This is a genomic window from Chitinophaga oryziterrae (genome assembly GCF_009758125.1).
Taxonomy (GTDB): Bacteria; Bacteroidota; Bacteroidia; order Chitinophagales; family Chitinophagaceae; genus Chitinophaga; species Chitinophaga oryziterrae.
Genome location: NZ_WRXO01000009.1, coordinates 178,155 through 201,758, shown reverse-complemented (window position 1 = coordinate 201,758; position 23,604 = coordinate 178,155). Strand labels below are relative to the sequence as shown.

Sequence of the window (23,604 nt, the reverse complement as noted above, 5' to 3'; positions counted from 1 at the left end):
AAATGAAACGCACTATAATCATGTTACTCAGTTTTGCTTTACTGGCGGCGTGTAACAAACAATTAGAAGAATATAATCCTTCCGGATTAACTACGGACCAGGTATTCAGTACACCTGATGGTTTTGAGACGTTAGTCAGTGCCGCTTATTCGTATAACCGCTGGTGGTACGGGAAAGAAGAAGGGTATAGCCTGGCTGAAATGGGGACTGATCTCTGGACCAGTGGCACCGGGGATAAATACATTGATCTTACCCAATACTATAATTTACAGGCAAGCAACACCGTGGTGAGCGGTTTGTGGAAACAGTTATATGCAGCCATCAATCTTTGTAATACCGGTTTAGGCAGGATAGATAAAGCTGGCTATGCAGATGATAAAAAAGCCATCCGGAATGCAGAACTACACTTTTTACGTGCCTTTTATTACTGGCATATTGTAGAGATGTGGGGTGGTGTACATTTCACGGTGACAGAAACGAGTGGTGTGGAAACAACGGCTAACCGTACAGTGGTAGATAGTTTTTATGCATTGATATTCCGCGATCTTGAAACAGCGGTGAATAATTTACCGATTACTACCACGGATTATGGTCGTGCCACTAAACCTGCTGCGCAGGCTTTCCTGGCACGTATGTGTCTGACAAGGGGCTTGAATGTGCGTGCAGCAGCACTGGCGGATTCTGTGATCAATAATTATAGTTATGCTTTGTTGCCTAAATATTCAGATTTATGGCGCATGGATAATCTGCAGAATAAAGAAGTGGTGTGGGCCGTTAATTATATGAAGAATTTAGTGTTTGATGACAAGGTAGATGCTTCTTTGTATCCTGGCGGTCATCCGAGGGGAGCGAATAACGGTCATTTGATGTTTGGTATGAAGTATGATGATTTACCGGGGATGCAGCGGGATGTTTTAAATGGTCGTCCTTTTAACAGGTATATGCCAAGTCTATTCCTGCTGAACCTGTTTAATGAGCAGGCGGATAGCCGGTATAATGCGACGTTTAAGTCGGTGTGGCTGTGCAATAATTTAAAGACGGCTCCGGCGGGTATGAAATTAGGTGATACGGCTGTCGTTTGTTCAAAGTATATTGTGGATGCTACCGGTAAAAACTACAGGGTGTATGACCGTAATACGACCTATAATTCAGATGAGGGTGGAAAAGATCGTACCCATTATGTTTCTTTGCAGAAGTTTGATGATCCGACGAGAGCCGCCACTGGTGAAGAAGAAAGTTCACGTGATGCATTTGTGATACGATTGGCTGAGATGTATCTCATTGCAGCCGAGGCACAGTTTAACCTGGGTAATTCTTCTAAAGCTGCTGACTATATTAATGTGATCCGTAAACGGGCGGCTGTGCCGGGTCATGAGGCGGAGATGGTAATTACTGGTGCGGATATTTCTTTAGACCTTATCCTGGATGAAAGAGCGCGTGAACTGGCAGGAGAGCAACTACGCTGGTTTGATCTGAAACGCACCGGGAAACTGGCAGATCGTATTAAGAAGAGTCCGGACGCAGCGAAGAATTTTCAGCCTTATCATGTATTGAGGCCCATTCCACAGGATCAGATAGATGCGGTGACGAATAAGACAGAGTTTACACAAAACATAGGATATCAATAAGACGATATTTGTATCAGAACATAAGGCTCCGCAGGAGCCCCGTATTTGTAGCAAATACAATAAATAACAAAACACAGACTCCGTAGGAGTCTCCTGAGAGGTTAACAATCGTTATGAAATATTATTTATTCGCTTTATTATTCCCGTTGATCAGCTGGATACAGCCTGAGACAAGAATCTTTATGATCGGAGATTCCACTATGGCCAATAAGCCGCTGGAAGATAATCCTGAAAGAGGCTGGGGCCAGTTGTTCCCTGTGTTTTTTCAGGAAGGAGTGGAGATAAAGAATTACGCAGTAAACGGGCGCAGTACTAAAAGCTTTATAGATGAACACCGCTGGGATAGTGTACTGGCACAATTAAAACCGGGGGACTGGCTGATGATCCAGTTTGGACATAACGATTCCAAGAAGGAAGATGCGACACGTTATGCCGCACCTCATGGAGCGTATAAAGACAACCTGGAACGTTTTGTAAAAGAAGCCCGTGCAAAAGGCGCTACGCCGGTATTAATCACCCCTGTGGAACGCCGGAAATTCGATAGCGCAGGCACTTTTATAGACCAGCATGGAGATTACCCCGGAGTAGTAAGAGAAGTAGCCGCAGCATATAAAGTCCCCCTGATAGATTTACAAAAAAGCAGCGAAGCGCTGATTGTAAAACATGGGGTGCAGGGCTCTGAGAGATTGTTTAAAACAACACCCGCAGGGCATTATAAGGCAGTGCCGAATGGGGTTACTGATAACACACATTTCTCTTCTTATGGCGCTACGCTGGTAGCCGGACTTGTAGCCGCCGAAATAAAAGAAAAACATATTGGTTTAGAGAAGTACCTGTTAACAACGGGCTTCGAAGGGAAATACCGTTTTGATCTGCCAGAGATCTACGAACCACATTTCAAAAAAGATACTATCAGTATAATAGCTTTTGGAGCAAAGGCAGATGGTGTAACGCTGAACAGCAAAAATATCAATGCAGCTATAGATGCCTGCAGCAGCAAAGGAGGAGGAGTAGTGATGATCCCTCCGGGACTTTGGCTCAGTGGCCCTGTTGTATTAAAGAGCAATGTAAATCTCTATCTGGCCCCTAATGCTATTCTGCAATTCACCACAGATTTTGATCAATACCCTTTGGTAGAAACAACTTACGAAGGGTTAAAAGCCTTTCGCTGTCAGGCCCCGCTTTCTGCGGTGAATGCAGAGAACATTGCGATTACCGGTAAAGGGATTTTAGACGGCGGTGGAGATGCATGGAGAATAGTGAAGAAAGATAAGTTAACAGAATCCCAATGGAGTAAGTTAATCGCTTCCGGGGGGATAGAAGGAGAGGACCATAAAACATGGTACCCGTCCGCTAAATCTCTCAAAGGAAATAATACTAAACTGGCCGGTGTTATTGCTCCGGGTAAAACGGCAGCGGATTACAATGATATCAAGGATTTCCTGCGTCCCAATATGATCAGCATAGTATCCTGTAAGAATGTACTGCTGGAAGGGGTGACTTTCCAGAACTCACCGGCCTGGTGTATTCACCCGTTGTTATGTGAGCATATTACCATCAGGGACGTATACGCTAAAAACCCCTGGTATGCACAGAACGGAGACGGACTGGATCTGGAATCCTGCCGTTATGCGCGTATTGAAGGAAGTACGTTTGATGTAGGCGATGATGGGATCTGTATTAAATCAGGGCGTGATGAACAAGGGCGTAAACGTGGCGTAGCTACAGAAGACGTGATCGTGCATAACTGCACCGTGTATCATGCGCATGGCGGGTTTGTGATAGGTAGTGAGATGTCCGGTGGCGCGCGTAATATCTATGTATCTGATTGTTCTTTCCTGGGTACGGATATAGGGTTGCGTTTTAAGACTACAAGAGGAAGAGGTGGTATTGTGGAGAAGATCTACGTGAATAATATCAATATGAAAGATATACCCGCAGAGGCCATATTATTTGATATGTATTATATGGCCAAGGACCCGGTAGTATTAGCAGGGGATAAAAGGGAAACACCTAAAGTGGAATTGTTCCCTGTAACGGAAGCAACGCCGCGGTTCCGGGATTTCCACATCAGTAATGTGGTGTGTTATGGCGCTGCCAAAGCAATTTTTATCAGAGGATTGCCGGAGATGGCTATCAGCGATATTTATCTGGAAGGGGTTGTGATAAAGGCGGATAAAGCCGGAGATGTGATTGCGGCTAATAATATCAGCTTAAGCCATGTGAAATTAATAACTTCGGATAGCGGGAAGATCAATGTGCAGGATAGCAAAGGTGTAAAACAATAAAATTATCAATATGCAGAGAAAAAGGACAGCGCTGTTTTTTCTTTTACTGATGACTGGTACAGGCTCCGTTTTTGCGCAATCCGCGCAAATGGCTGTTACGATGATGCGTTTATGGAAAGATTCGCTACAGGTAGCAGGAAGGCCCGCTCACTGGGCTTACGACCAGGGAGTAGTGCTGGAGGGCTTTGCCGGATTATGGAAGAATACCGGTGATGCAAAGTATTTCCGCTATATCCAAAAGGGTATGGACCATTTTGTAGATAAAGAGGGGAATATCGCTACTTACAAACAGGAAGATTTTAACATCGATAATATAAAAAACGGACGTTCCTTACTGCTGTTATACAAAGTGACAAACGATGAGAAGTACCACCTGGCAGCCGCTCATTTAATGGATCAGTTGCGGAAGCAGCCCCGTACCAATGACGGCGGCTTCTGGCATAAAAAGCGTTACCCTTACCAGATGTGGCTGGATGGCCTGTACATGGGAGAACCTTTTTATGCAGAATATGCAGCGCTTTTTCATGAAGACAAAGCCTTTGATGATATCACCCGCCAGTTTGTACTGATGGAACAGCATGCCCGTGATGCCAATACCGGTTTACTGTATCATGGATGGGATGAATCCCGGCAGCAGCGCTGGGCGAATAAAACTACCGGTCGTTCTCCCAACTTCTGGGGACGGGCCATGGGATGGTACGGTATGGCATTGGCAGATGCGCTGGAGTTTTACCCGGCGAATCACCCTGGCAGAGATAGCTTATTACAGATCTTAAAACGTACTGCTACTGCTATACAAAAGTACCAGGACCCGGCTTCCGGCTGCTGGTACCAGGTCCTGGATAAGCCCAAAGGGAAAGGTAATTACCTGGAAGCGTCCGCTTCCTGCATGTTCGTATATACACTGGCCAAAGCAGTGCGTCTGGGATATCTGCCGGCTACTTACCTGCCGGTGGCAGAGAAAGGCTTTAAAGGTATCACTAAGCAGTTTGTCAGACCGGCTACTGAAGGTGGCGTAAACCTGGAAGGCACCGTAAGTGTAGCCGGATTAGGCGGAGACCCGTACCGCGATGGCAGTTATGAATATTATCTGAGTGAAAAGGTTGTAGAGAACGATCCTAAAGGGGTAGGTGCTTATATGATGGCTGCGAATGAGCTGGATATGGCAGCGATCCCTAAAACCGGTAAAGGACTGACAATCTCTGTTGATAATTACTTTAATAATGAATGGCGGAAAGATGCCGGCGGACAGCAATCATCCTGGCATTACGTGTGGAGCGAAATGGATAACGGCGGTTATTCTTTGTGGGGGCATATTTTCCATAACAAAGGCGTTCGTACGAATATGTTATCGGAAGCACCAACAGCTGCCAGTCTGGCCCATACAAACATTTTCCTGATGGTAGACCCGGATACGGAGAAAGAAACGTCGAAGCCGAATTACATGAATGCGAAGGATGCGGAAGAGATCTATAACTGGGTGAAAAAAGGCGGCGTGCTCGTAATTATGCAGAACGATTCCGGAAATGCCGAAATAAAGCGATTTAACACACTTACGGAGCGTTTTGGGATGCACTTCAATGAAGATAGCAAAAACCACGTAACAGGTACTCAGTTTGAGCAGGGAGCGTTATATATCCCTGCGGGTAATGCGGTATTCCCGAATACAAAGAAAGTTTACATCAAGGAGCTGTCTACTATCAATGTCTCATCACCGGCCACAGCGGTGTATTCCAACAAAGGAGATGTGATCATGGCAGTTGCGAAAATAGGCAAGGGGACCGTGTTTGCGGTAGGTGATCCCTGGTTCTACAATGAATACCTGGATGGGCGGCGTTTATCGCCGGAATTTGAAAATTACCAGGCAGCTACGGATCTGGCCGACTGGTTAATTAAACAGGCAAAACATTAACTAAAAATATTTTATCGGACTCCGTCAGGAGTCCCCAGACATAATAATCCTGATATGCAATTAAATAAGGGCTCGCTTTCATCTATCAATAAAAAGGAAAATCTTCAGTTGCCTGTTAAGACAGATCAGCCGGAGAAAGTGTTACAATTTGGTACCGGCGTATTACTACGTGGTTTACCAGATTACTTTATAGATAAAGCCAACAAACAAGGGGTGTTCAATGGCCGTGTGGTAGTAGTGAAATCGACTGATAAAGGAGATACGGATGCTTATGCCAGACAGGATAACCTGTATACCCTGTGCATGCAGGACCATAAAACCAAAGAGTACATTGTCAATGCGGCCATCAGCCGGGTGTTATCTGCTGCAACAGAATGGGAAACTATCCTGAAATGTGCAGAGAATCCTGAGATGGAAATCATTATTTCCAATACGACAGAAGTAGGCATTACTCTGTCAGAGGATGATGTACATGCAGCTCCGCCTAAAAGTTTCCCGGGTAAATTACTGGCGTTCTTATTACACCGTTATAAACATGGTGGCAAAGGAATGGTGATCGTTCCTACGGAACTGATAGTAAATAACGGGAATAAGTTAAAAGATATCGTACTGGAACTGGCAGCCAGAAACAAGTTAGATAAAGACTTTATCCACTGGCTGGGCAAAGCGAATTATTTCTGTAATTCACTGGTAGACCGTATTGTGCCGGGAGCTTTGCCATCAGCCGCACATGCAGCAGTAGAAAAGGAACTGGGATATAAAGATGAATTAATGATCATGTCTGAAGTATATGCGCTCTGGGCCATTGAAGCAGACGATCCTAAAGTGAAAGAAATACTCTCTTTTGAGAAGACGGATAACGGTGTAGTTATCGTACCGGACATTAACGTATTCCGTGAGTTGAAACTGCGCTTACTGAATGGTACGCATACACTCTCCTGTGGTATGGCTTATCTGGCGGGGTTTGATACCGTGAAAGAAGCGATGAGCGACCCGGCGATGGAAGGGTTTATCTCTACATTGATGCGCTCTGAACTGGTACCTGCTATTACGGACATTTATATCAGGGAGGATGCTGCACTACGGTTTACCAGCAGTGTACTGGACCGCTTCCGTAACCCTTATATAGAACACCGCTGGATCAGTATTACCATGCAGTATACTTCCAAGATGAAGGCAAGGGTAGTGCCTATTCTGCAGAAACATTACCAGCGTTCACAGGATGTGCCTGCACTGATGGCGCTGGGCTTTGCTACTTATTTGTTATTCATGCGCAACAGTGAACAGGTAACAGATGATCATGCTGCTGTATTAAAAGAGAAATGGCAGCGTTTGGAACCGGCTGTATTAGTGAAAGATGTACTGTCTGACGTGTCGCTGTGGGGAACTGATCTCACTGCGTTGAAAGGCTTTGCGCATATGGTGACAGTGATGCTGGGCGCTTTGTTGAATGAAGGTGTAAAAGGCTTATTACAGCGTGTTTCAGGAGAGTTGTCTGAGATGTAAACGAAACAAAATTTAATAAGAAAAGGTCTGAATATTAAAATTGAAGGGATGAAAAGAAAGGTATTGAAAGTCCACCCGCAGGACAATGTAATCGTTGCACTGACAGATCTCAAAAAGAACGAGACAGTGGAAGAGAATGGGCAGATCTATACATTACAGGAAGATATACCCGCCAAACATAAATTCACAGAAACAGCACTGGAAACCGGTGATGCCATCAGGATGTATGGCGTACTGGTTGGTCGTGCAAAACAACCGCTGGCCGCTGGTATGCGCATCTCCGTAGGCAATGTGCAGCATGCTGCCAGTGATTTCAAACTGGCGGAGCAACGGAAAACAGACTGGCATACACCGGATGTAAGCGCCTGGCAACAACGTACCTTCCAGGGTTTTCACCGGGCAGACGGGAGTGTAGGGACCGGTAATTACTGGCTGGTGATCCCGCTGGTGTTCTGTGAGAACCGGAATGTAGATGTACTGAGAGAAGCACTGGTAGAAGAACTGGGATACGGACGTCCTAAAAAATATGCCGCTTTCGCCAGGCAACTGGCAGAGCAATATAGAAAAGGGGCAGATGCCGGGAGTATACTTGAAACGGTTTACACAGAGAAAGAAAACGGTGCGATGAATGCCCGCCTCTTTGAAAATGTAGACGGTGTTAAATTCCTTACACATGAAGGTGGATGTGGTGGTATCAGGCAGGATGCGCAAACGCTATGCGGACTGCTGGCGGGATATATCACCCACGCTAACGTTGCTGGAGCAACGGTGTTAAGCCTCGGTTGCCAGAATGCACAGGCGGCAATGTTACAGGAAGAGATAAAGAAACGCTCTCCCAATTTTAGCAAGCCTTTATTCATACTGGACCAGCAGCAGATAGGCACAGAGCAGGAGTTAATCTCTACTGCTGTAAAACAGACCTTTACCGGTTTGATGGAAGCGAACAAAGTTACCCGTCAGCCAGCGCCGCTGAGTAAGTTAGTAATAGGACTGGAATGTGGTGGATCTGATGGTTTCTCGGGTATTTCAGCGAATCCGGCTATCGGTTATACTTCTGATCTGCTGGTAGCATTAGGCGGTAGTGTGATACTCTCTGAGTTCCCTGAGTTATGTGGTGTAGAACAGGAGATGAGCGATCGCTGTGTAAAAGATACGGATGCATTACGTTTTATAGACCTGATGCGCACATATCAGCGCAGGGCGGAAGAAGCAGGATCAGGGTTTGATATGAACCCCTCTCCCGGTAATATCAAAGACGGTTTGATCACTGATGCGATCAAATCCGCAGGAGCAGCTAAAAAAGGTGGTACATCACCGGTGGTCGATGTACTGGATTATCCGAATAAGGTAACACAACCAGGTTTAAACCTGTTATGTACGCCGGGTAATGATGTAGAGTCTACAACAGCGGAAGTAGGCGCAGGCGCCAGCATTGTGTTATTTACAACCGGACTGGGTACACCAACAGGCAATCCGGTGGCGCCGGTGCTGAAAGTTTCCAGCAGTACAAAGTTGTACAACAAGATGCCGGACATCATCGATATCAATACAGGTACAATCATAGATGGAGAAGAATCTATCCAGCAGGCAGGAGAACGTATACTCGATTACGTGATACAGGTAGCCAGCGGTATTACTCCTGCCAAATCGGTGGTTAACGGTCAGGATGATTTTATTCCCTGGAAGAGAGGCGTATCTCTGTAAAACCGGATTAGTAACCACTAATCAAGAGAGAGGTGTGTCCTTACAACACTTCTCTGTAAACAAACTACTAACAGCTAATCAATATCAATAATGAAGAAGTTCCTGGATGAAAATTTTCTCCTGAACACAGCCACGGCTCAGAGATTGTATCATGATTTCGCGAAGGAAATGCCGATCATAGATTATCATTGTCATCTTCCACCGGCACAGATAGCAGCCGATACAAAGTTTGAAAACATTACACAGGCCTGGTTATACGGAGATCATTACAAGTGGAGGGCCATGCGTACAAATGGTGTACATGAAAGCTACTGCACAGGAGATAAAAGTGATTGGGAAAAATTTGAACAATGGGCAGCGACCGTCCCCTATACCCTGCGTAATCCGCTGTATCATTGGACACATCTGGAATTGCAACGTTATTTTGGTGTAAACGAAATTCTCAACCCTTCATCAGCAAGAAGAATTTTTGATACCTGTAATGAGCAGTTACCTGCTTACAGTACGCGTACATTACTAAAGAAAATGAAAGTAGCAGTCGTATGTACGACAGATGATCCGGCAGATACACTGGAACACCATTATCAGTTAAACAAAGAAGGTTTTGATATACCTATTCTACCTGCATTCCGTCCGGACCAGTCTATGAATGTAGATGATCCTGTTAAGTATAATCAGTATTTAAATAAGCTGGAAGAGACTGCTGATATGACTATCAGCACGTACCAGCATTTACTGGATGCCTTAAAAAGCAGGCATAGTTTCTTTGCAATAATGGGTTGTACAGTATCGGATCATGGGATAGAAGAGATCTATGCAGAGGATTTTACAGATGCAGAAATAACCGCTATCTTCCTTAAAGTGAGAAATGGCCATCAATTACAGTTATCAGAAATAAAACAATTTAAGTCTGCTTTGTTATTACAACTGGCAGAATGGGATTGGGAAAAAGGCTGGGTACAGCAATATCACCTCGGCGCCTTGCGTAATAACAATTCCCGTATGATGCGCTTATTAGGCCCTGATACCGGTTGGGATTCTATCGGGGATTTCTCTCAGGCAAGAGCTTTGGCAAAGTTCCTGGATAGATTGGATAGTCAGGATAAGTTGGCTAAAACTATCCTCTATAATCTTAACCCCAGTGATAATGAATTACTGGCAACGATGATAGGCAATTTCAATGACGGATCTATAGCAGGGAAGGTGCAGTTTGGGTCTGCCTGGTGGTTCTTAGATCAGAAAGACGGGATGGTGAAGCAGTTGAATGCCTTGTCTAATATGGGATTATTGAGTAGGTTTGTAGGGATGTTGACAGATTCAAGAAGTTTCCTTTCTTTCCCAAGACATGAATATTTCAGAAGAATAGTATGTGAGTTGTTTGGACAGGAAATAGAGCAGGGCGAGTTACCCGATGATATTAAATGGGTAGGGAAGGTGATACAGGATATCTGTTATAATAATGCGAAGCAATACTTTAACTGGTAATCATCCCTTATTAAATGAAAAACAAATTCATCTCTTTTTTTATCCTGTTAATAATAATTAGCTGTATAGCTAATAGGAGCCAGGCACAAGACACCGTTAGAAGAATATCCGACATAGGGATACTAGACTCCTTACATTCAGACTTTTTAAAAGAAGAGCGGATTTTACAGGTATTCATGCCTCAAGACTATAAACCAGGGAGTAATGATAAATACGATGTGTTGTATGTGCTTGATGGGGGTAACTGGAATACAGGCTTGATAAAAAATGTGCAGCATTTTGTAGAAGGCGAGAGCTATATGCCTCCAACAATAATTGTAAGTGTACTAGGTATAGACCGTATTAAAGATTTTACACCAACTCATGGAGCTGATTGGAAGACTTCGGGAGGAGCCGGTAATTTTCTCGGTTTTATCAAAGATGAGTTGATACCTTATATTAATAAAAAATACCCCTCTAATGGAGATAATACGCTTTGGGGGCATTCATTAGGAGGAATGTTTGTTATCAATGCACTGTTAAATGAGCCAAAGACTTTTAAATCATACATTGCTGTGGATCCAAGTCTCTGGTGGGGAGATAGTTATATACAAAAGATCGCGTCTGATAAGTTGCCTGCATTAGCCGGTTTAAATATCACGTTGTATATCAGCGGGAGAGAGGGAAATGAATCTATGAAGATAGCAACAATGGATAGTGTACTTAATAAAATGGCTCCCGCAGGATTAGCCTGGAAAAGTGTGAGATATCCCGATGAAACGCATAGTTCTGTAAGGCTAAAAAGTATGTACGATGGGTTGAAGTTTGCCTATGGATGGCATAATGGTTCAATTGAATTTCATCCAATGAATGGTATGATCCTGAAAGATAAGCCCATTAAAATATGGTACTTTGGTGATACAACAAAAGTTCATTACACCCTTGACGGAAGCGAACCTACAATGTTGTCTGCAAACATACAGCCTGAAATTAATTTAGCTGACGCTGCTAAAATCACCATGAAGCAGTTTACGAGCCGGTCGCGTTATGATAAGATTAAAACCGGTGATTTTACAACTGAAAAAACGCTAAAGCCCGTTTCAAAACCAAAGAATGTACAATCAGGTGGTTTTCATTATGCTTATTATGAGGGAGAATGGGGAGACTCTACGAATTTTAAGGGAATGAAACCGCAGAAAGAGGGAATAACAGGTGCTGATTTTGATGTTGATAAACTTCCACGGAAAAATAACTTCGCCTTAGTGATTGATGGATTACTGGAAACAAAGGAAGAGGGTTATTATATTTTTGTGCTGGATGCTGATAAAGATTCAAGACTATACCTTAATAACCGGTTACTGATACGATGGAATGGCTCTTACAGCAACAGGACGTATTCATACATATTACCCTTGGAAAAGGGATTTTATTCACTACGGTTAGAGTATCTGCATAAAAATGAAGATTTTAAATTGAAGCTAAGTTATGTTACGCCAGGTATCATGAATAACAAGAATCCTATTCCGATTCCTTTGAATCTTCAATATAGCCACAATTGATAAATTGCTTCCCTTCTTCAGAGAAAACCTGTAAATAAATAATGGCTGTTTCATACATTAGAAACAGCCATTTATATACTCATTTGCTTTCAATCTTACCCAGTGAATTCAACCGTGTACAGGCTACAGACCAGGCGGGATCTTCGCTACGTCCCGGTGCTGCCAGTACGACCGGGCTCACAGAAATGACAGGGACAGCCCCATCTCCGGAGATAATGATTGGTTTACCCATATGATTTTTATTAAAGGATATTAAGAGTCCCGACCGTAAATGCCGGTGTTTAGTAGTAGCTATTTTTTAACTATCACTTTGTGGAAAGAGATGTATGATACGACTAATATCAAGAGAAGGACGAGCGGGGTTATCTGATTAAATGCAGGATCGCCTATCTCATAATGAGAAAGGAACGCTGAAAAGAAATTAATAAAAAATCCGACGTACGCCCACTCTTTAATGCGCGCCGGGATTATCGGGATGGCTAACGCCAGTGCGCCCAGCAGTTTGGCAATTCCAAGTTCAATACGGAACCAATCGGGAAATCCGACATGCACGTAAGCATCCTTTAGGGCCGGATTAGAGAAGTAATTATAAAATGAGAACAGCATCAGTAGCACAACAATGCCGGTAGTAATAATCTTAATTATGTCAGGAAGAATACTGATCTGAAATAATACTATTAAAAAAAAAGCAGATGCCTCTGTTGTTGAGAGGCATCTGCTTTTATATATAATGATTGGCTTTGGCAAGCCTCGTTAGTGTAGACTGGCTCTGTCAGGAGCCGTTGTATGATGGATCGGCTTATGCAGCCTACGGATAATTAGCTGGACCCGGTTAAGAGTCCTTGTATATAATGATCGGCTTTTTAAAAGCCTACCGTTTAATTAAAACAGTTTTCATATTTTCTTATCCCCGCCTGTGTCAGTACACCAGGTGCTGTTTCGCAGGGATTTTCGAAAGCCACTAAATCTGCCAATCCACTCTGCACTGTACGTTCTGCCTGCACGGCGTCAAAATTCCCATTCAATATTAAGGTACCACGGAAGCGTGATCTGATACCTGCCAGCAGCATCGCCGGAATGTTTGTTTCTCCTTCTACCAGATGAATGTAAGAAGGGGAGTACACATCCAAAGCATCTGCTAAGTATTCATAAGTAGCATCTATTTCACCATGATGTTTCAGATCATTGATCTGGCTGTAAGGTGACAAACGGATGCCCGTTTTATCTCTTCCAATACTATTACTTACCGCCGCTACTACTTCCAGAATAAACCGTACCCTGTTGGAAATACTACCACCATATTTATCGGTACGTTTATTCACTTCAGGATGCAAAAACTGGTCCATTAGGTATCCGTTCGCAGCATGTAATTCCACTCCGTCAAAACCGGCAGCAATTGCTTGTGTCGCTGCTTTCACGTACAACTTCACCATTTGTTCTACTTCTTTGGTAGTCATGGCCCTGGGAGTTGGGTGAGGTTGCCATCCGTGTAAATCTGTCCATATTTCACCTTTTGCCATTACTGCAGAAGGTGCCAGTATTTCTGTTCTTGCAGGCATGTTGGCAGGGTGGGAGATACGTCCTGTGTGCATGATCTGTAAGAATATTTTACCACCTTTCGCATGTACTGCGCTGGTAACACGTTTCCATCCTGCGATTTGTTCTTTGCTGTAGATGCCTGGCATGTGTGCATGGCCCATCCCGTTTTCTGAAAGTCCGGAGCCTTCTGCGATAATGAGTCCGGCGCCTGCACGCATGCTGTAATATTCTACCATTGCATCGTCCGGAATACCACTGGTAGTACGGCGTTTGATGATAGTAGGAGACATAACTACCTTATTCGAAAGGGCATATTTGCCTATAGTTGCTGATGATAATAAAGTTGGATACATGTTGGTTGTGTTTAAGGGTGATTCCTGAACGATCGTTCTGGAAATAGAGCAAAAAAAAGGCTAATGCCTGACGCTGTTAAGAATATGATCAACCAGTTTATCCAGCATATTTTTATCATTAAACAGTACATCCATCATCCACAGGGAACTGAAGCTGGCGTAAAGGAACTGGGCTAAGGTAGCAGGGTCTTTATCTGCCGGTATCTCTTTCCGTTCTTTTGCTTTTTCCAGTAGATCCTGCAGCACAGCGATGCTTTGTTTAGCCTGTTGCTGTACCATCTCTCTGATCCCTTCATCCATGGATGCCAGTTCGAAAGAGGTCTTTACCATCAGGCAGGTTTTACCTTCCTGACGTTTATCCAGCGTAGTACGCATGATATGTTCTACGGCAGCGAGGGGAGAAGTCTCTTTACAGCATTGTTTGTAATCAAGCAGTTTGTCTTTCCCGTAGTTTTTCAGGCATTGCTGAAAGAGTGCGTGTTTGTCGCCGTAAGTATCGTATATGCTGGCCCGGTTAAGCTGCATCCCATCTACCAGGTCCTGCATGGAGGTAGCGCTGTACCCCTTCTCTAAGAAGAGGTCCTGTGCTTTTTCCAGCTTTTCCTGCGGATCGAATGCTTTGTTCCTTGCCATGATGCAAATGTAGAATTACAGAACGAATGTTCCAAATATATTTTAGAATGAACGTTCTGTAATGAATGATCTGGGGAAAAGCATCCACGGGAACCGCATTGTGCTGATAATCATTATTGTAGAGCTGTAAGCATCAAAGTCGCCATGAACCTGGATTTCTTATTACTGGTCTCTTATTTGCAAAACATACAACATTCAGCAGTACTACTTGTTAATATACAATGCGCTGCTATTGTTATTGTTAAACAAAAAAAAGAACATATGAAAAGAGTTTCTTATTTAGCTACAGCCTTAATGACAGCATGGATGTTACAATCCTGTGGTAGTAATACTAACACCGCTAAACATGAAGATGCTGTTGACAGTGCGAAAGCCGTAAACAAGGAAACGGCTCCTGTAGATAAAGAGTCATCCGACTTTGCAGTAAAAGCTGCTGATGGTGGTATGATGGAAGTAAGATTAGGTAAACTGGCCCAGGACAAGGCCGTTAATCCACGGGTAAAAGAATTTGGCGCCATGATGGTGCGTGATCACTCCAAAGCAGATGATGAATTAAAAGCCATTGCTGCTAACAAAAATATTACCCTGCCAGATAGTGTAGGTAATGATTTCCAGGAGCATATCAGGGATATGGAGAAGTTATCAGGAAAGGACTTTGATAAACACTATATGGATATGATGGTAAGCGATCATAAAGATGATATTAAGATGTTTGATAAGGCTGCCAGTGACCTCACTGATCCTGAGCTGAAAACATTTGCATCCAATACATTGCCTACCCTGAGAGCCCACCAGGATTCAGCAAAGGCAATATATGAAGTCGTAAAGAAAAAATAAAGATGGTAGTTGTTAGTCTTAGGGAGTATTGGAATGTTGAGTTCGGGAATGTCTCTCCTTTTGGCTAGCAACTCTTTTTTAAAATGTTGAGTCAGGAAGATCTTCCTGACTCTTTTTTATTCCTCTGGCTTTGATTCTTTATATTTGTTAGCAGAGGAGAGAGTTATGTACGCTATTGTTGACATAGAAACTACGGGTGGTCATGCCGGCGCCAACGGTATTACAGAAATAGCCATTTTTATATACGACGGACACACCATTGTACAGCAATACGAAACGCTGGTAAATCCGGGTGTGCCTATTCCCCGTTATATACAATCGCTGACCGGTATTACAGATGAAATGACGGCGACTGCTCCACCTTTTGAAGCGGTGGCGCCAGACGTTTATGATTTACTACATGATAAGATCTTCGTTGCGCACAACGTTAATTTCGACTACTCATTCATACAACATCACTTATTACAGGCTGGGTACGACTTACGCACTAAAAAGCTGTGTACTGTACGACTGGGACGTAAAATCGTTCCCGGTTTACCGTCTTACAGTTTAGGTAACCTGTGCCGTTCACTTAAAATCCCTGTAGAACAACGGCATCGTGCTGCGGGAGATGCTGCGGCTACTGTGCGCCTTTTTGAATTGTTGCTGAAACAGGATAATAAAAAAGCGATTGCCACAGCACTGAATGCCAGTTCCAAGGAACAGTTCTTACCGCCTAACCTTCCACCTGAACAGGTGATCAATCTGCCGGTATCTCCGGGTGTCTATTACTTCCACGATCAGAAAGGTAAAGTGGTGTATGTAGGTAAGGCGAAGAATATTAAAAAGAGAGTGAACAGTCATTTTACAGGTAATAACCCCAGCAGGCAGCGACAGGAGTTCCTGCGGAATATCCATAGTATTACCTGCGAGGTAACCGGGACAGAGCTCATGGCCATCATACTGGAGAGTGTGGAGATCAAGCGTCTGTGGCCGGTGTATAACCGTTCCCAGAAGAACGTAGAGTTCAAATTCGGGTTTTATGCGTTTGAGGACCAGGAAGGGTATTTGCGCCTGGTGATAGAAAAGAAGCGCAAGTATACCACACCACTGCATTCTTTTCCGCTATTGGTGCAGGGACATCAGATGCTGCGTGGCCTGATCAGGGAGTTTGAATTGTGCCCCAGGCTTTGTTTCTTACAGAAAGGAGAGGGGAAATGTGCCCCTATTCCGGACCATACCTGCCGGGGCGCTTGTGATAAAACGGAGAAAGCAGACAGTTACAACCTGCGGGTGAAGGCCGCCATTAATCATATGCAACATCAGCAACCCTCTTTTCTTATTGTGGATGAAGGACGGGAACCGGAAGAGCAAAGCTGTATAATGATGGAGAAAGGCCGCTTTTACGGGATGGGCTATATTCCCCGCGATACCGCTGTGACAGAGGGAAATATGGTGAAGGAATGGTTGACCCAATACCCTGAGAACGAGTACATATTAAATATTATCCATCAATTTGCTGATAGCAATACCAGCAGGCTTCTTCAATTTTCTTAGAGATAACTGCAATAATTAAGTCAACCTAAAGTATTTTTGCGAACCTGAATGCATAACCGGGTGTTGATAACACTGTTAACGTCCTGTGGATGAAGGGATTTATTAATAAAATTTTAATAGGTAATTATTCATGTTAGAGCCAAATTTCAAGTTTCCCAAGCAAACAGCATTTTATAAAGGGAAAGTAAGGGATGTATACACTATTGAGGATAGACTGATGGTAATGGTAGTAAGTGACCGTATTTCAGCATTTGATGTGGTATTACCCCGTCCTATCCCTTACAAAGGACAGGTATTGAACCAGGTGGCCGCTATTATGCTGGAAGCTACCAGGGACATTGTACCTAACTGGGTAAAATCTGTACCATTGCCTAATGTAACTATTGGTGTGAAATGCGAGACTTTCCCGGTAGAGATGGTCGTACGTGGTAACCTTACCGGTCATGCCTGGAGAACTTACAAAAGCGGTCAGCGTGTATTGTGTGGTGTAACTATGCCGGAAGGAATGAAGGAAAACGATTTCTTCCCTGCGCCGATCATTACGCCTACTACAAAAGCGCATGAAGGGCATGATGAGGATATTTCCCGTGAAGAGATCATTGCGCAGGGCCTTGTAAGCAAAGAAGATTACGAGCAGCTGGAAAAGTACACCCTGGCATTATTCGAGCGTGGTAAAGAAATGGCTAAGAAACGTGGTTTGATCCTCGTTGATACCAAGTATGAATTTGGTAAAGCTGGTGATACCATTGTTGTGATTGACGAAATCCATACACCGGATTCTTCCCGTTTCTTCTATGCAGAAGGATATGAAGAAAAACAGAAAGCCGGAGAAGCACAGAAACAGCTGAGTAAAGAGTTTGTCAGAGAGTGGCTGATGGAAAATGGTTTCCAGGGTAAAGATGGACAGAAAGTACCTGAGATGACGGATGAATTTATCAGGAGCGTAAGTGAACGTTATATCGAGCTGTTTGAAAATATTACCGGTCAGAAATTTGTGAAGGAAGATGTATCTGAAGCGGATGCTGTGAAGAAGATCAATGAAACGTTAAGCACGTTGTAATTACAAACGGGACGCTCCTGACGGAGCGAAAATTTCGTCAGGGGTGTCTTGTTTATAACCGGACTCCGTCAGGAGTCTTTTGTTTTTTAATATGAAACACCTAGCCGCACTTAATAAGTACTTTGTAAAATATAAATGGAGGTTTTTGCTGGGATTGATCTGTACGACGGTCTCCATTATATTCAGTGTATTCCAGCCTATTATGGTGCGCCAGATATTCGACCTGCTGGCGCAGAATATAGATAACTATCGTCTTATCAGTGATACGGGTATCAAGGGTGTATTCAGATCAGATTTTACTAAAGTACTGGCCTTTTATGGCGTTACCATCCTGTTGTTTGCCTTACTGAGCGGGTTTTTCCTCTATCTGCAAAGGCAGTCGCTCATTGTGATGAGCCGTTATATTGAATACGACCTCAAGAATGAAATTTACCAGCATTACCAGGTGCTGGACCTCAACTTTTTCAAGATGCACCGCACCGGGGACCTGATGAGCCGGATAACGGAAGACGTCTCCCGCGTACGCATGTACGTTGGTCCTGCTATCATGTATGCCACCCGTACTGTTTTTATGGTGGTGATAGTAGTGTACCTTATGATCGATGTAAATCCTCTTTTAACTTTATATACATTGTCACCGCTGCCTTTCCTGGCGTTGACCATCTATTACGTAAACCATATTATTCACCGGAAGAGTGAAAGGATACAGGCGCAGTTGTCTAATCTGACCTCTATCGCGCAGGAGTCTTATTCCGGGATCAGGGTGATCAAGTCTTATGTACAGGAAGAGGCCAGTATCCGGCATTTTGAGCAGGAGAGTGAATCCTATAAGGACAGCTCTGTAAGTCTGGCGAAGACGGATGCCCTCTTTCAGCCTGCTATGGCGCTGATGATAGGATTAAGTGTTGTGCTGACTATTTTCATAGGAGGGATACAGGTGATACACGGAAACATTACCGTAGGTAACCTGGCGGAGTTTGTGATCTATGTGAATATGCTGATGTTCCCGTTCTTTTCCATAGGGATGGTAGCCTCTATGATACAACGTGCCGCTGCCAGTCAGCAGAGGATCAATGAGTTCCTGCAAATAAAACCGGATATTCATAATGCCCCCGATGCAACGGCAGTGACACTGAAAGGGCAGATTGATTTTAAGAATGTTTCATTTACGTACCCGCATACAGGTATCCAGGCTATTCAGGGTTTCAACCTCACGGTAAAACCAGGAGAAAAGGTAGCTGTAATAGGCCGTACCGGTTCCGGGAAATCCACCCTGGCGCAGTTGCTGATCAGGATGTATGATCCGCAGGAAGGAACTGTGCTGATGGATAACACGGATATACGTCATATCAAACTGGAAAGCCTGAGAAGCCAGATCAGTTATGTACCGCAGGACGTATTTTTGTTTTCGGATACGGTCACCAACAACATCCGTTTTGGTACGCCGGAAGCTAACATTGAAACCGTGAAAACGGCAGCCAGACAGGCATCTATAGAAAGAGACATTGAAGGTTTTTCAGAAGGTTTTGAGACAATGATAGGGGAGAGAGGCGTGACATTGAGTGGCGGACAGAAGCAACGTATTTCCATTGCCAGGGGGCTGATCAAAAACCCGAACTTACTGGTATTTGACGATTGCCTGTCGGCCGTAGACGCCCGTACGGAAAAGGAGATCATTGGAAACCTGTATGCTTATCTGAGAGATAAAACGGCTATTATTATTACGCATAGGATCTTTGCACTTTTCGACTTTGATAAGATCATTGTACTGGATGACGGGAAGATCGTCGAAACAGGTACCCATGAAGATTTATTGTCATTAAACGGTTATTATGCCGACTTATACGCCCGTCAGCAATCGGGTGAGGAGGAAAATATAATAGAATAATAATCAAACCCTTATATATGCCTGGAAACCAGCGGTTAAAGGCATCTTCCATCATTTTTCAAAATCATTTAAAATTATTTTGATATTTGTAAAACAATAGTATATTTGTTCCTTATTGGAAAAGGATTTGATTCGTTAACAACTTAAATCTATCAACTGTGGCGTACGAAAATACCAATCAGCCGGAAAGAAATAATGACAGTATCTTTTCGAAGCGATTGAAAGCGGGCAAAAGGAGAACGTACTTCTTTGATGTTAAGACCACTCGGGGAAATGATTACTTTTTAACCATTACAGAGAGCAAAAAGCGCTTCAACGATAATGGTTATGACAGACACAAAGTGTTCCTGTACAAAGAGGACTTCAACAAATTCCTGAATGCATTAACAGAAACTATCAACTATGTGAAGACTGAGTTGATGCCTGACTTCGATTTTGATGCCTACAACCACGACTATGTACGCGATGATGAAGATGGTGAAGTGAGTGAAGTTGCTGCTGAAAACTCTACTGAATCAGTTTCAGTTGAAGTATCAGTTGCAGTGGAAGCTGCTGCTCCTGTAGCATCTGTTGCTTCTCATAGCGATGATGTTGACAAATGGTAATTGACAATATTTAATTTAAGATATCAGAACCTCCGGATTTTTCCGGAGGTTTTTTTATACGTTTTCAGTACCTTGTATCATCAATCAGCCTATATTTCCCGACTTTCATGAAAAAACTAATACTGTTTGTAGCAACCTGTATTATATCTGTAAATGCCTTCTCCCAGAGTTTCCACCACGGCATTGGAATCAGTGTTTTTTTTGATAACATGACTCCTGATAAAATCACTACTATTTCTGCTATCACTTATAGCCCCAGATATAACTTCCGTGAAACGGAACAGATGTCTGCTTCCCTGGGTATTCCCCTGAGTATAGGGTTCGTTGGGGATGGTAATAGCACCGTGTATTACGACGAAGTTACCGGTGAAGAAACTTCCGGCAGTATCAAGGGCTTTGCAGTGAACCTGCCTTTGGTAGTGAACCTTAATGTAGGAGCGGGTTCTACTAAAAACAACAAGCATAATATCGGTGGTTTTATAGGAGCGGGGTATACCTGGCATTATGTATCTTCCAGAGATTATACAAAGGACGGTAATGACAAATCTGTTGGTGGTAGTTCTTTTGGACCGACTATAAACGGAGGTTTCCGTTTTAATCTGGGAGGAGATCCTTTTAACAATATAGAATTAAGATTCTCCTATTACAAGGGAAGAAACAGAACGCAGTTAGAGATGTTTGGGATAGGGGCTATATTCAACCTCTGAGTTTGATAATCTATCAACAACCTATATTACACTATCAATGAAAAAACAATTATTCCTGTTAACTGTAGCATGCGTATTATCTCTCAGTGCATTTGCTCAAAGCTTTCAGCATGGTGCTGGCATCGGCTTTTATTTAGATAACATGGTCCCTGATAATGTGGGGATAGGTTCTGGTTTTACCTACAATCCAAGGATCAATTTTGCGGAAACGGAAGCTACTTCTTTATCTATAGGCATTCCACTCACGCTCGGGTACATGCAGAATGGTTATAATAGTACGGGCAATTTAATTCAAACGTCAACCGGTTTTATGGTGAATGCTCCTGTGATGCTGAATTTTAACTTTGGAGGAGGAGCTTCGAAGAAGAGTAAAGGGCATATAGGCGGATTTATAGGAGCGGGATATGGTTTCCATTATGTTTCTTCCAGGGATTATTATGCTTATGATGTCTTCTACAACGCCATAGTTATTAAATCTGTTGGTGGTAGTTCCCGCGGCCCGGCTGCAAATATGGGTATGCGTATAGCTGTTGGTCGTAAGCGTACTAAAAATATAGAAATAAAACTTTCTTATTACCGCGGAATGAATCAGAACAAGCTGGATTTGTATGGTATAGGAACTGCGTTTAACTTCTAGGTTTTTTAAAGTGATGCATTTAAATAAAGAAAGCTCCCGGGAGGGAGCTTTCTTTATTTAAATGCATCTGTTAAGATTATTTCTTCATCTGTTTCCAGGCATTGATCAATCCATTGGTGGATGCATCATGGCTGGTTACAGCATCATTACTTACTAATTCGGGCAGTATCTTATTTGCCAGTTGTTTACCCAGTTCCACACCCCACTGATCAAAGCTGTAGATATTCCAGATAACACCCTGTACGAAGATCTTGTGTTCGTATAATGCTACCAGTGAGCCCAGTGAGCGGGGAGTGATCTCTTTTACCAGGAATGAGTTGGTAGGACGGTTGCCGGTAAATACTTTATAAGGCATTACGGCTTTGATCTCTTCTTCTTTCATGCCGGATTTTTCCAGTTCGGCACGTACCTCTTCGGCCGTTTTACCGTTCATGAGCGCTTCCGTTTGTGCGAAGAAGTTAGACAGCAGTTTTACGTGATGATCTCCAATGGGATTGTGACTGATAGCAGGAGCGATAAAGTCGCAGGGCACGATACGGGTCCCCTGGTGGATCAGCTGGTAAAAAGCGTGCTGGCCATTCGTACCGGGTTCTCCCCATACAACAGGCCCTGTTTCATACGTTACCGCTTTACCGGTACGATCTACATATTTACCGTTGCTTTCCATATTACCCTGCTGGAAATAAGCCGCAAAGCGGTGCATGTACTGATCGTAAGGCAGGATCGCTTCGGTACCGGTACCAAAGAAGTTACCATACCACAGGCCGATAAGCCCCATGATCACCGGGATATTATTTTCCAGTGGAGTAGTGCGGAAATGTTCATCTACTGCATGAGCTCCTTCCAGTAATGCTTTGAAATGTTCAAAGCCGGTGGTGAGGGCAATACTGAGACCAATAGCGGACCATAGGGAATAACGGCCACCAACCCAGTCCCAGAATTCGAACATGTTAGCCGGGTCTATACCGAACTCTTTTACAGACTTTTCATTGGTAGAAAGGGCTGCAAAGTGTTTGGCCACATGCGCCTCGTCTTTAGCGTGTTCCAGGAACCATGCACGGGCAGTGAGCGCGTTGGTCATTGTTTCCTGGGTGGTAAAGGTTTTGGAAGCGATGAGGAAGAGGGTTTCTTCCGGATTTACTTTTTTCAGTGTTTCAGCGATATGCGTACCATCTACGTTAGAAACGAAGTAAGGCTGCATGCCGGGGCGCCAGTAAGGCTTCAGGGCTTCTGTTACCATTACGGGGCCGAGGTCGGAACCGCCGATACCTATGTTTACGATGTAACGTATAGGCTTGCCGGTGTAACCTTTCCATTCGCCGCTGTGAATGCGGTTGCAGAAGCTCTCCATTTTATTGAGTACGCCTAATACGTCAGGCATTACATCTTTACCGTCCAGGACGATGGGGCTGCCGGACAAGTTGCGGAGGGCCACATGCAGTACTGCACGGTTTTCTGTCATGTTAATTTTCTCCGCACCAAACATGGCTTTGATACCATCTTCTACGCCACATTCTTTAGCCAGCGCCAGTAATTGTGTTCGGGTTTCTTCCGTGATGATGTTTTTTGAATAATCGAACAGTATATCTTCAAAGGAGAGGGTGAATTTTTTAAATCTGTCTGCGTCTTCTTTAAACAGGTTGCGCAGGTGTGTTTGCTTCATTTTTTCAGCATGCTGCTGCAACTGCTGCCAGGCTTTTGTCGCTGTTGGATTCGTCTTTGGAAACATGTGTGCTAATTTTATTGTA

19 protein-coding genes are annotated in these 23,604 nt (G+C 43.7%); 14 read left to right on the top strand and 5 right to left on the bottom strand.

Annotated elements, in window-relative coordinates:
* Positions 1–2 precede the first annotated feature (2 nt).
* The 7 genes from GO495_RS25320 (at position 3) to GO495_RS25290 (ending at position 12,061) form a co-directional block, all read left to right on the top strand.
* Positions 3–1,628: a RagB/SusD family nutrient uptake outer membrane protein gene (locus GO495_RS25320; protein WP_157302743.1), complete on the top strand. Its 1,626-nt coding sequence runs from the start codon at positions 3–5 to the stop codon at positions 1,626–1,628.
* A gap of 113 nt (positions 1,629–1,741) precedes the next feature.
* On the top strand, positions 1,742–3,916 hold the full coding sequence (locus tag GO495_RS25315) for a glycosyl hydrolase family 28 protein (protein ID WP_157302742.1): 2,175 nt from the start codon (positions 1,742–1,744) through the stop codon (positions 3,914–3,916).
* 10 nt (positions 3,917–3,926) lie between these two features.
* Entirely contained in the window at positions 3,927–5,828 is a 1,902-nt protein-coding gene (locus GO495_RS25310; protein ID WP_157302741.1) for a glycoside hydrolase family 88 protein, read from the top strand.
* A gap of 54 nt (positions 5,829–5,882) precedes the next feature.
* On the top strand, positions 5,883–7,334 hold the full coding sequence (locus GO495_RS25305; RefSeq protein WP_157302740.1) for a tagaturonate reductase: 1,452 nt from the start codon (positions 5,883–5,885) through the stop codon (positions 7,332–7,334).
* A 48-nt stretch (positions 7,335–7,382) separates the two neighbouring features.
* Positions 7,383–9,038, top strand: a complete 1,656-nt coding sequence (locus GO495_RS25300; protein WP_157302739.1) for a UxaA family hydrolase — start codon at positions 7,383–7,385, stop codon at positions 9,036–9,038.
* A 90-nt stretch (positions 9,039–9,128) separates the two neighbouring features.
* Entirely contained in the window at positions 9,129–10,523 is a 1,395-nt protein-coding gene (gene uxaC, locus GO495_RS25295) for a glucuronate isomerase (RefSeq protein ID WP_157302738.1), read from the top strand.
* 14 nt (positions 10,524–10,537) lie between these two features.
* On the top strand, positions 10,538–12,061 hold the full coding sequence (locus GO495_RS25290; RefSeq protein ID WP_157302737.1) for an alpha/beta hydrolase-fold protein: 1,524 nt from the start codon (positions 10,538–10,540) through the stop codon (positions 12,059–12,061).
* Between the two features lie 79 nt (positions 12,062–12,140).
* Here the strand turns inward: GO495_RS25290 and GO495_RS25285 are convergent, their stop codons facing one another.
* From GO495_RS25285 to GO495_RS25270, 4 genes are all read right to left on the bottom strand, one after another.
* A complete protein-coding gene (locus tag GO495_RS25285) occupies positions 12,141–12,293 on the bottom strand; it encodes a hypothetical protein (protein ID WP_157302736.1) in 153 nt (50 codons plus the stop codon).
* A gap of 59 nt (positions 12,294–12,352) precedes the next feature.
* Positions 12,353–12,808 (bottom strand): DoxX family protein, encoded by a 456-nt coding sequence (locus GO495_RS25280; protein WP_205691325.1) that lies wholly within the window; start codon positions 12,806–12,808, stop codon positions 12,353–12,355.
* Between the two features lie 131 nt (positions 12,809–12,939).
* Positions 12,940–13,953: an alkene reductase gene (locus tag GO495_RS25275; RefSeq protein WP_157302735.1), complete on the bottom strand. Its 1,014-nt coding sequence runs from the start codon at positions 13,951–13,953 to the stop codon at positions 12,940–12,942.
* A gap of 60 nt (positions 13,954–14,013) precedes the next feature.
* On the bottom strand, positions 14,014–14,586 hold the full coding sequence (locus GO495_RS25270) for a TetR/AcrR family transcriptional regulator (RefSeq protein WP_157302734.1): 573 nt from the start codon (positions 14,584–14,586) through the stop codon (positions 14,014–14,016).
* A 261-nt stretch (positions 14,587–14,847) separates the two neighbouring features.
* On the opposite strand from GO495_RS25270, the gene GO495_RS25265 reads away from it, so the two are divergent.
* The 7 genes from GO495_RS25265 (at position 14,848) to GO495_RS25235 (ending at position 21,856) form a co-directional block, all read left to right on the top strand.
* Positions 14,848–15,423 (top strand): DUF4142 domain-containing protein, encoded by a 576-nt coding sequence (locus GO495_RS25265; RefSeq protein WP_157302733.1) that lies wholly within the window; start codon positions 14,848–14,850, stop codon positions 15,421–15,423.
* A 165-nt stretch (positions 15,424–15,588) separates the two neighbouring features.
* Positions 15,589–16,959: an exonuclease domain-containing protein gene (locus GO495_RS25260; protein WP_157302732.1), complete on the top strand. Its 1,371-nt coding sequence runs from the start codon at positions 15,589–15,591 to the stop codon at positions 16,957–16,959.
* Positions 16,960–17,089: 130 nt separating this feature from the next.
* Entirely contained in the window at positions 17,090–18,019 is a 930-nt protein-coding gene (locus tag GO495_RS25255) for a phosphoribosylaminoimidazolesuccinocarboxamide synthase (RefSeq protein ID WP_157302731.1), read from the top strand.
* A gap of 91 nt (positions 18,020–18,110) precedes the next feature.
* On the top strand, positions 18,111–19,907 hold the full coding sequence (locus GO495_RS25250; protein ID WP_157302730.1) for an ABC transporter ATP-binding protein: 1,797 nt from the start codon (positions 18,111–18,113) through the stop codon (positions 19,905–19,907).
* 158 nt (positions 19,908–20,065) lie between these two features.
* Positions 20,066–20,512, top strand: a complete 447-nt coding sequence (locus GO495_RS25245) for a DUF3276 family protein (RefSeq protein ID WP_338075463.1) — start codon at positions 20,066–20,068, stop codon at positions 20,510–20,512.
* Positions 20,513–20,619: 107 nt separating this feature from the next.
* Entirely contained in the window at positions 20,620–21,219 is a 600-nt protein-coding gene (locus GO495_RS25240) for a hypothetical protein (RefSeq protein ID WP_157302729.1), read from the top strand.
* A gap of 37 nt (positions 21,220–21,256) precedes the next feature.
* Positions 21,257–21,856 carry a hypothetical protein gene (locus tag GO495_RS25235; RefSeq protein ID WP_157302728.1) on the top strand — a complete coding sequence of 200 codons (600 nt, stop codon included), beginning with the start codon at positions 21,257–21,259 and terminating at the stop codon, positions 21,854–21,856.
* A 76-nt stretch (positions 21,857–21,932) separates the two neighbouring features.
* Here the strand turns inward: GO495_RS25235 and pgi are convergent, their stop codons facing one another.
* Positions 21,933–23,585 carry a glucose-6-phosphate isomerase gene (gene pgi / locus GO495_RS25230; protein ID WP_157302727.1) on the bottom strand — a complete coding sequence of 551 codons (1,653 nt, stop codon included), beginning with the start codon at positions 23,583–23,585 and terminating at the stop codon, positions 21,933–21,935.
* Positions 23,586–23,604 lie beyond the last annotated feature (19 nt).

Coding starts and splice junctions, on each gene's coding strand:
- GO495_RS25240 (WP_157302729.1), top strand. CDS start 20,620: ATGAAAAAACTAATACTGTTTGTAGCAACCTGTATTATATCTGTAAAT.
- GO495_RS25300 (WP_157302739.1), top strand. CDS start 7,383: ATGAAAAGAAAGGTATTGAAAGTCCACCCGCAGGACAATGTAATCGTT.
- GO495_RS25260 (WP_157302732.1), top strand. CDS start 15,589: ATGTACGCTATTGTTGACATAGAAACTACGGGTGGTCATGCCGGCGCC.
- GO495_RS25265 (WP_157302733.1), top strand. CDS start 14,848: ATGAAAAGAGTTTCTTATTTAGCTACAGCCTTAATGACAGCATGGATG.
- GO495_RS25290 (WP_157302737.1), top strand. CDS start 10,538: ATGAAAAACAAATTCATCTCTTTTTTTATCCTGTTAATAATAATTAGC.
- GO495_RS25255 (WP_157302731.1), top strand. CDS start 17,090: ATGTTAGAGCCAAATTTCAAGTTTCCCAAGCAAACAGCATTTTATAAA.
- GO495_RS25310 (WP_157302741.1), top strand. CDS start 3,927: ATGCAGAGAAAAAGGACAGCGCTGTTTTTTCTTTTACTGATGACTGGT.
- GO495_RS25320 (WP_157302743.1), top strand. CDS start 3: ATGAAACGCACTATAATCATGTTACTCAGTTTTGCTTTACTGGCGGCG.
- GO495_RS25275 (WP_157302735.1), bottom strand. CDS start 13,953: ATGTATCCAACTTTATTATCATCAGCAACTATAGGCAAATATGCCCTT.
- uxaC (WP_157302738.1), top strand. CDS start 9,129: ATGAAGAAGTTCCTGGATGAAAATTTTCTCCTGAACACAGCCACGGCT.
- GO495_RS25315 (WP_157302742.1), top strand. CDS start 1,742: ATGAAATATTATTTATTCGCTTTATTATTCCCGTTGATCAGCTGGATA.
- GO495_RS25270 (WP_157302734.1), bottom strand. CDS start 14,586: ATGGCAAGGAACAAAGCATTCGATCCGCAGGAAAAGCTGGAAAAAGCA.
- GO495_RS25235 (WP_157302728.1), top strand. CDS start 21,257: ATGAAAAAACAATTATTCCTGTTAACTGTAGCATGCGTATTATCTCTC.
- GO495_RS25250 (WP_157302730.1), top strand. CDS start 18,111: ATGAAACACCTAGCCGCACTTAATAAGTACTTTGTAAAATATAAATGG.
- GO495_RS25305 (WP_157302740.1), top strand. CDS start 5,883: ATGCAATTAAATAAGGGCTCGCTTTCATCTATCAATAAAAAGGAAAAT.
- GO495_RS25285 (WP_157302736.1), bottom strand. CDS start 12,293: ATGGGTAAACCAATCATTATCTCCGGAGATGGGGCTGTCCCTGTCATT.
- pgi (WP_157302727.1), bottom strand. CDS start 23,585: ATGTTTCCAAAGACGAATCCAACAGCGACAAAAGCCTGGCAGCAGTTG.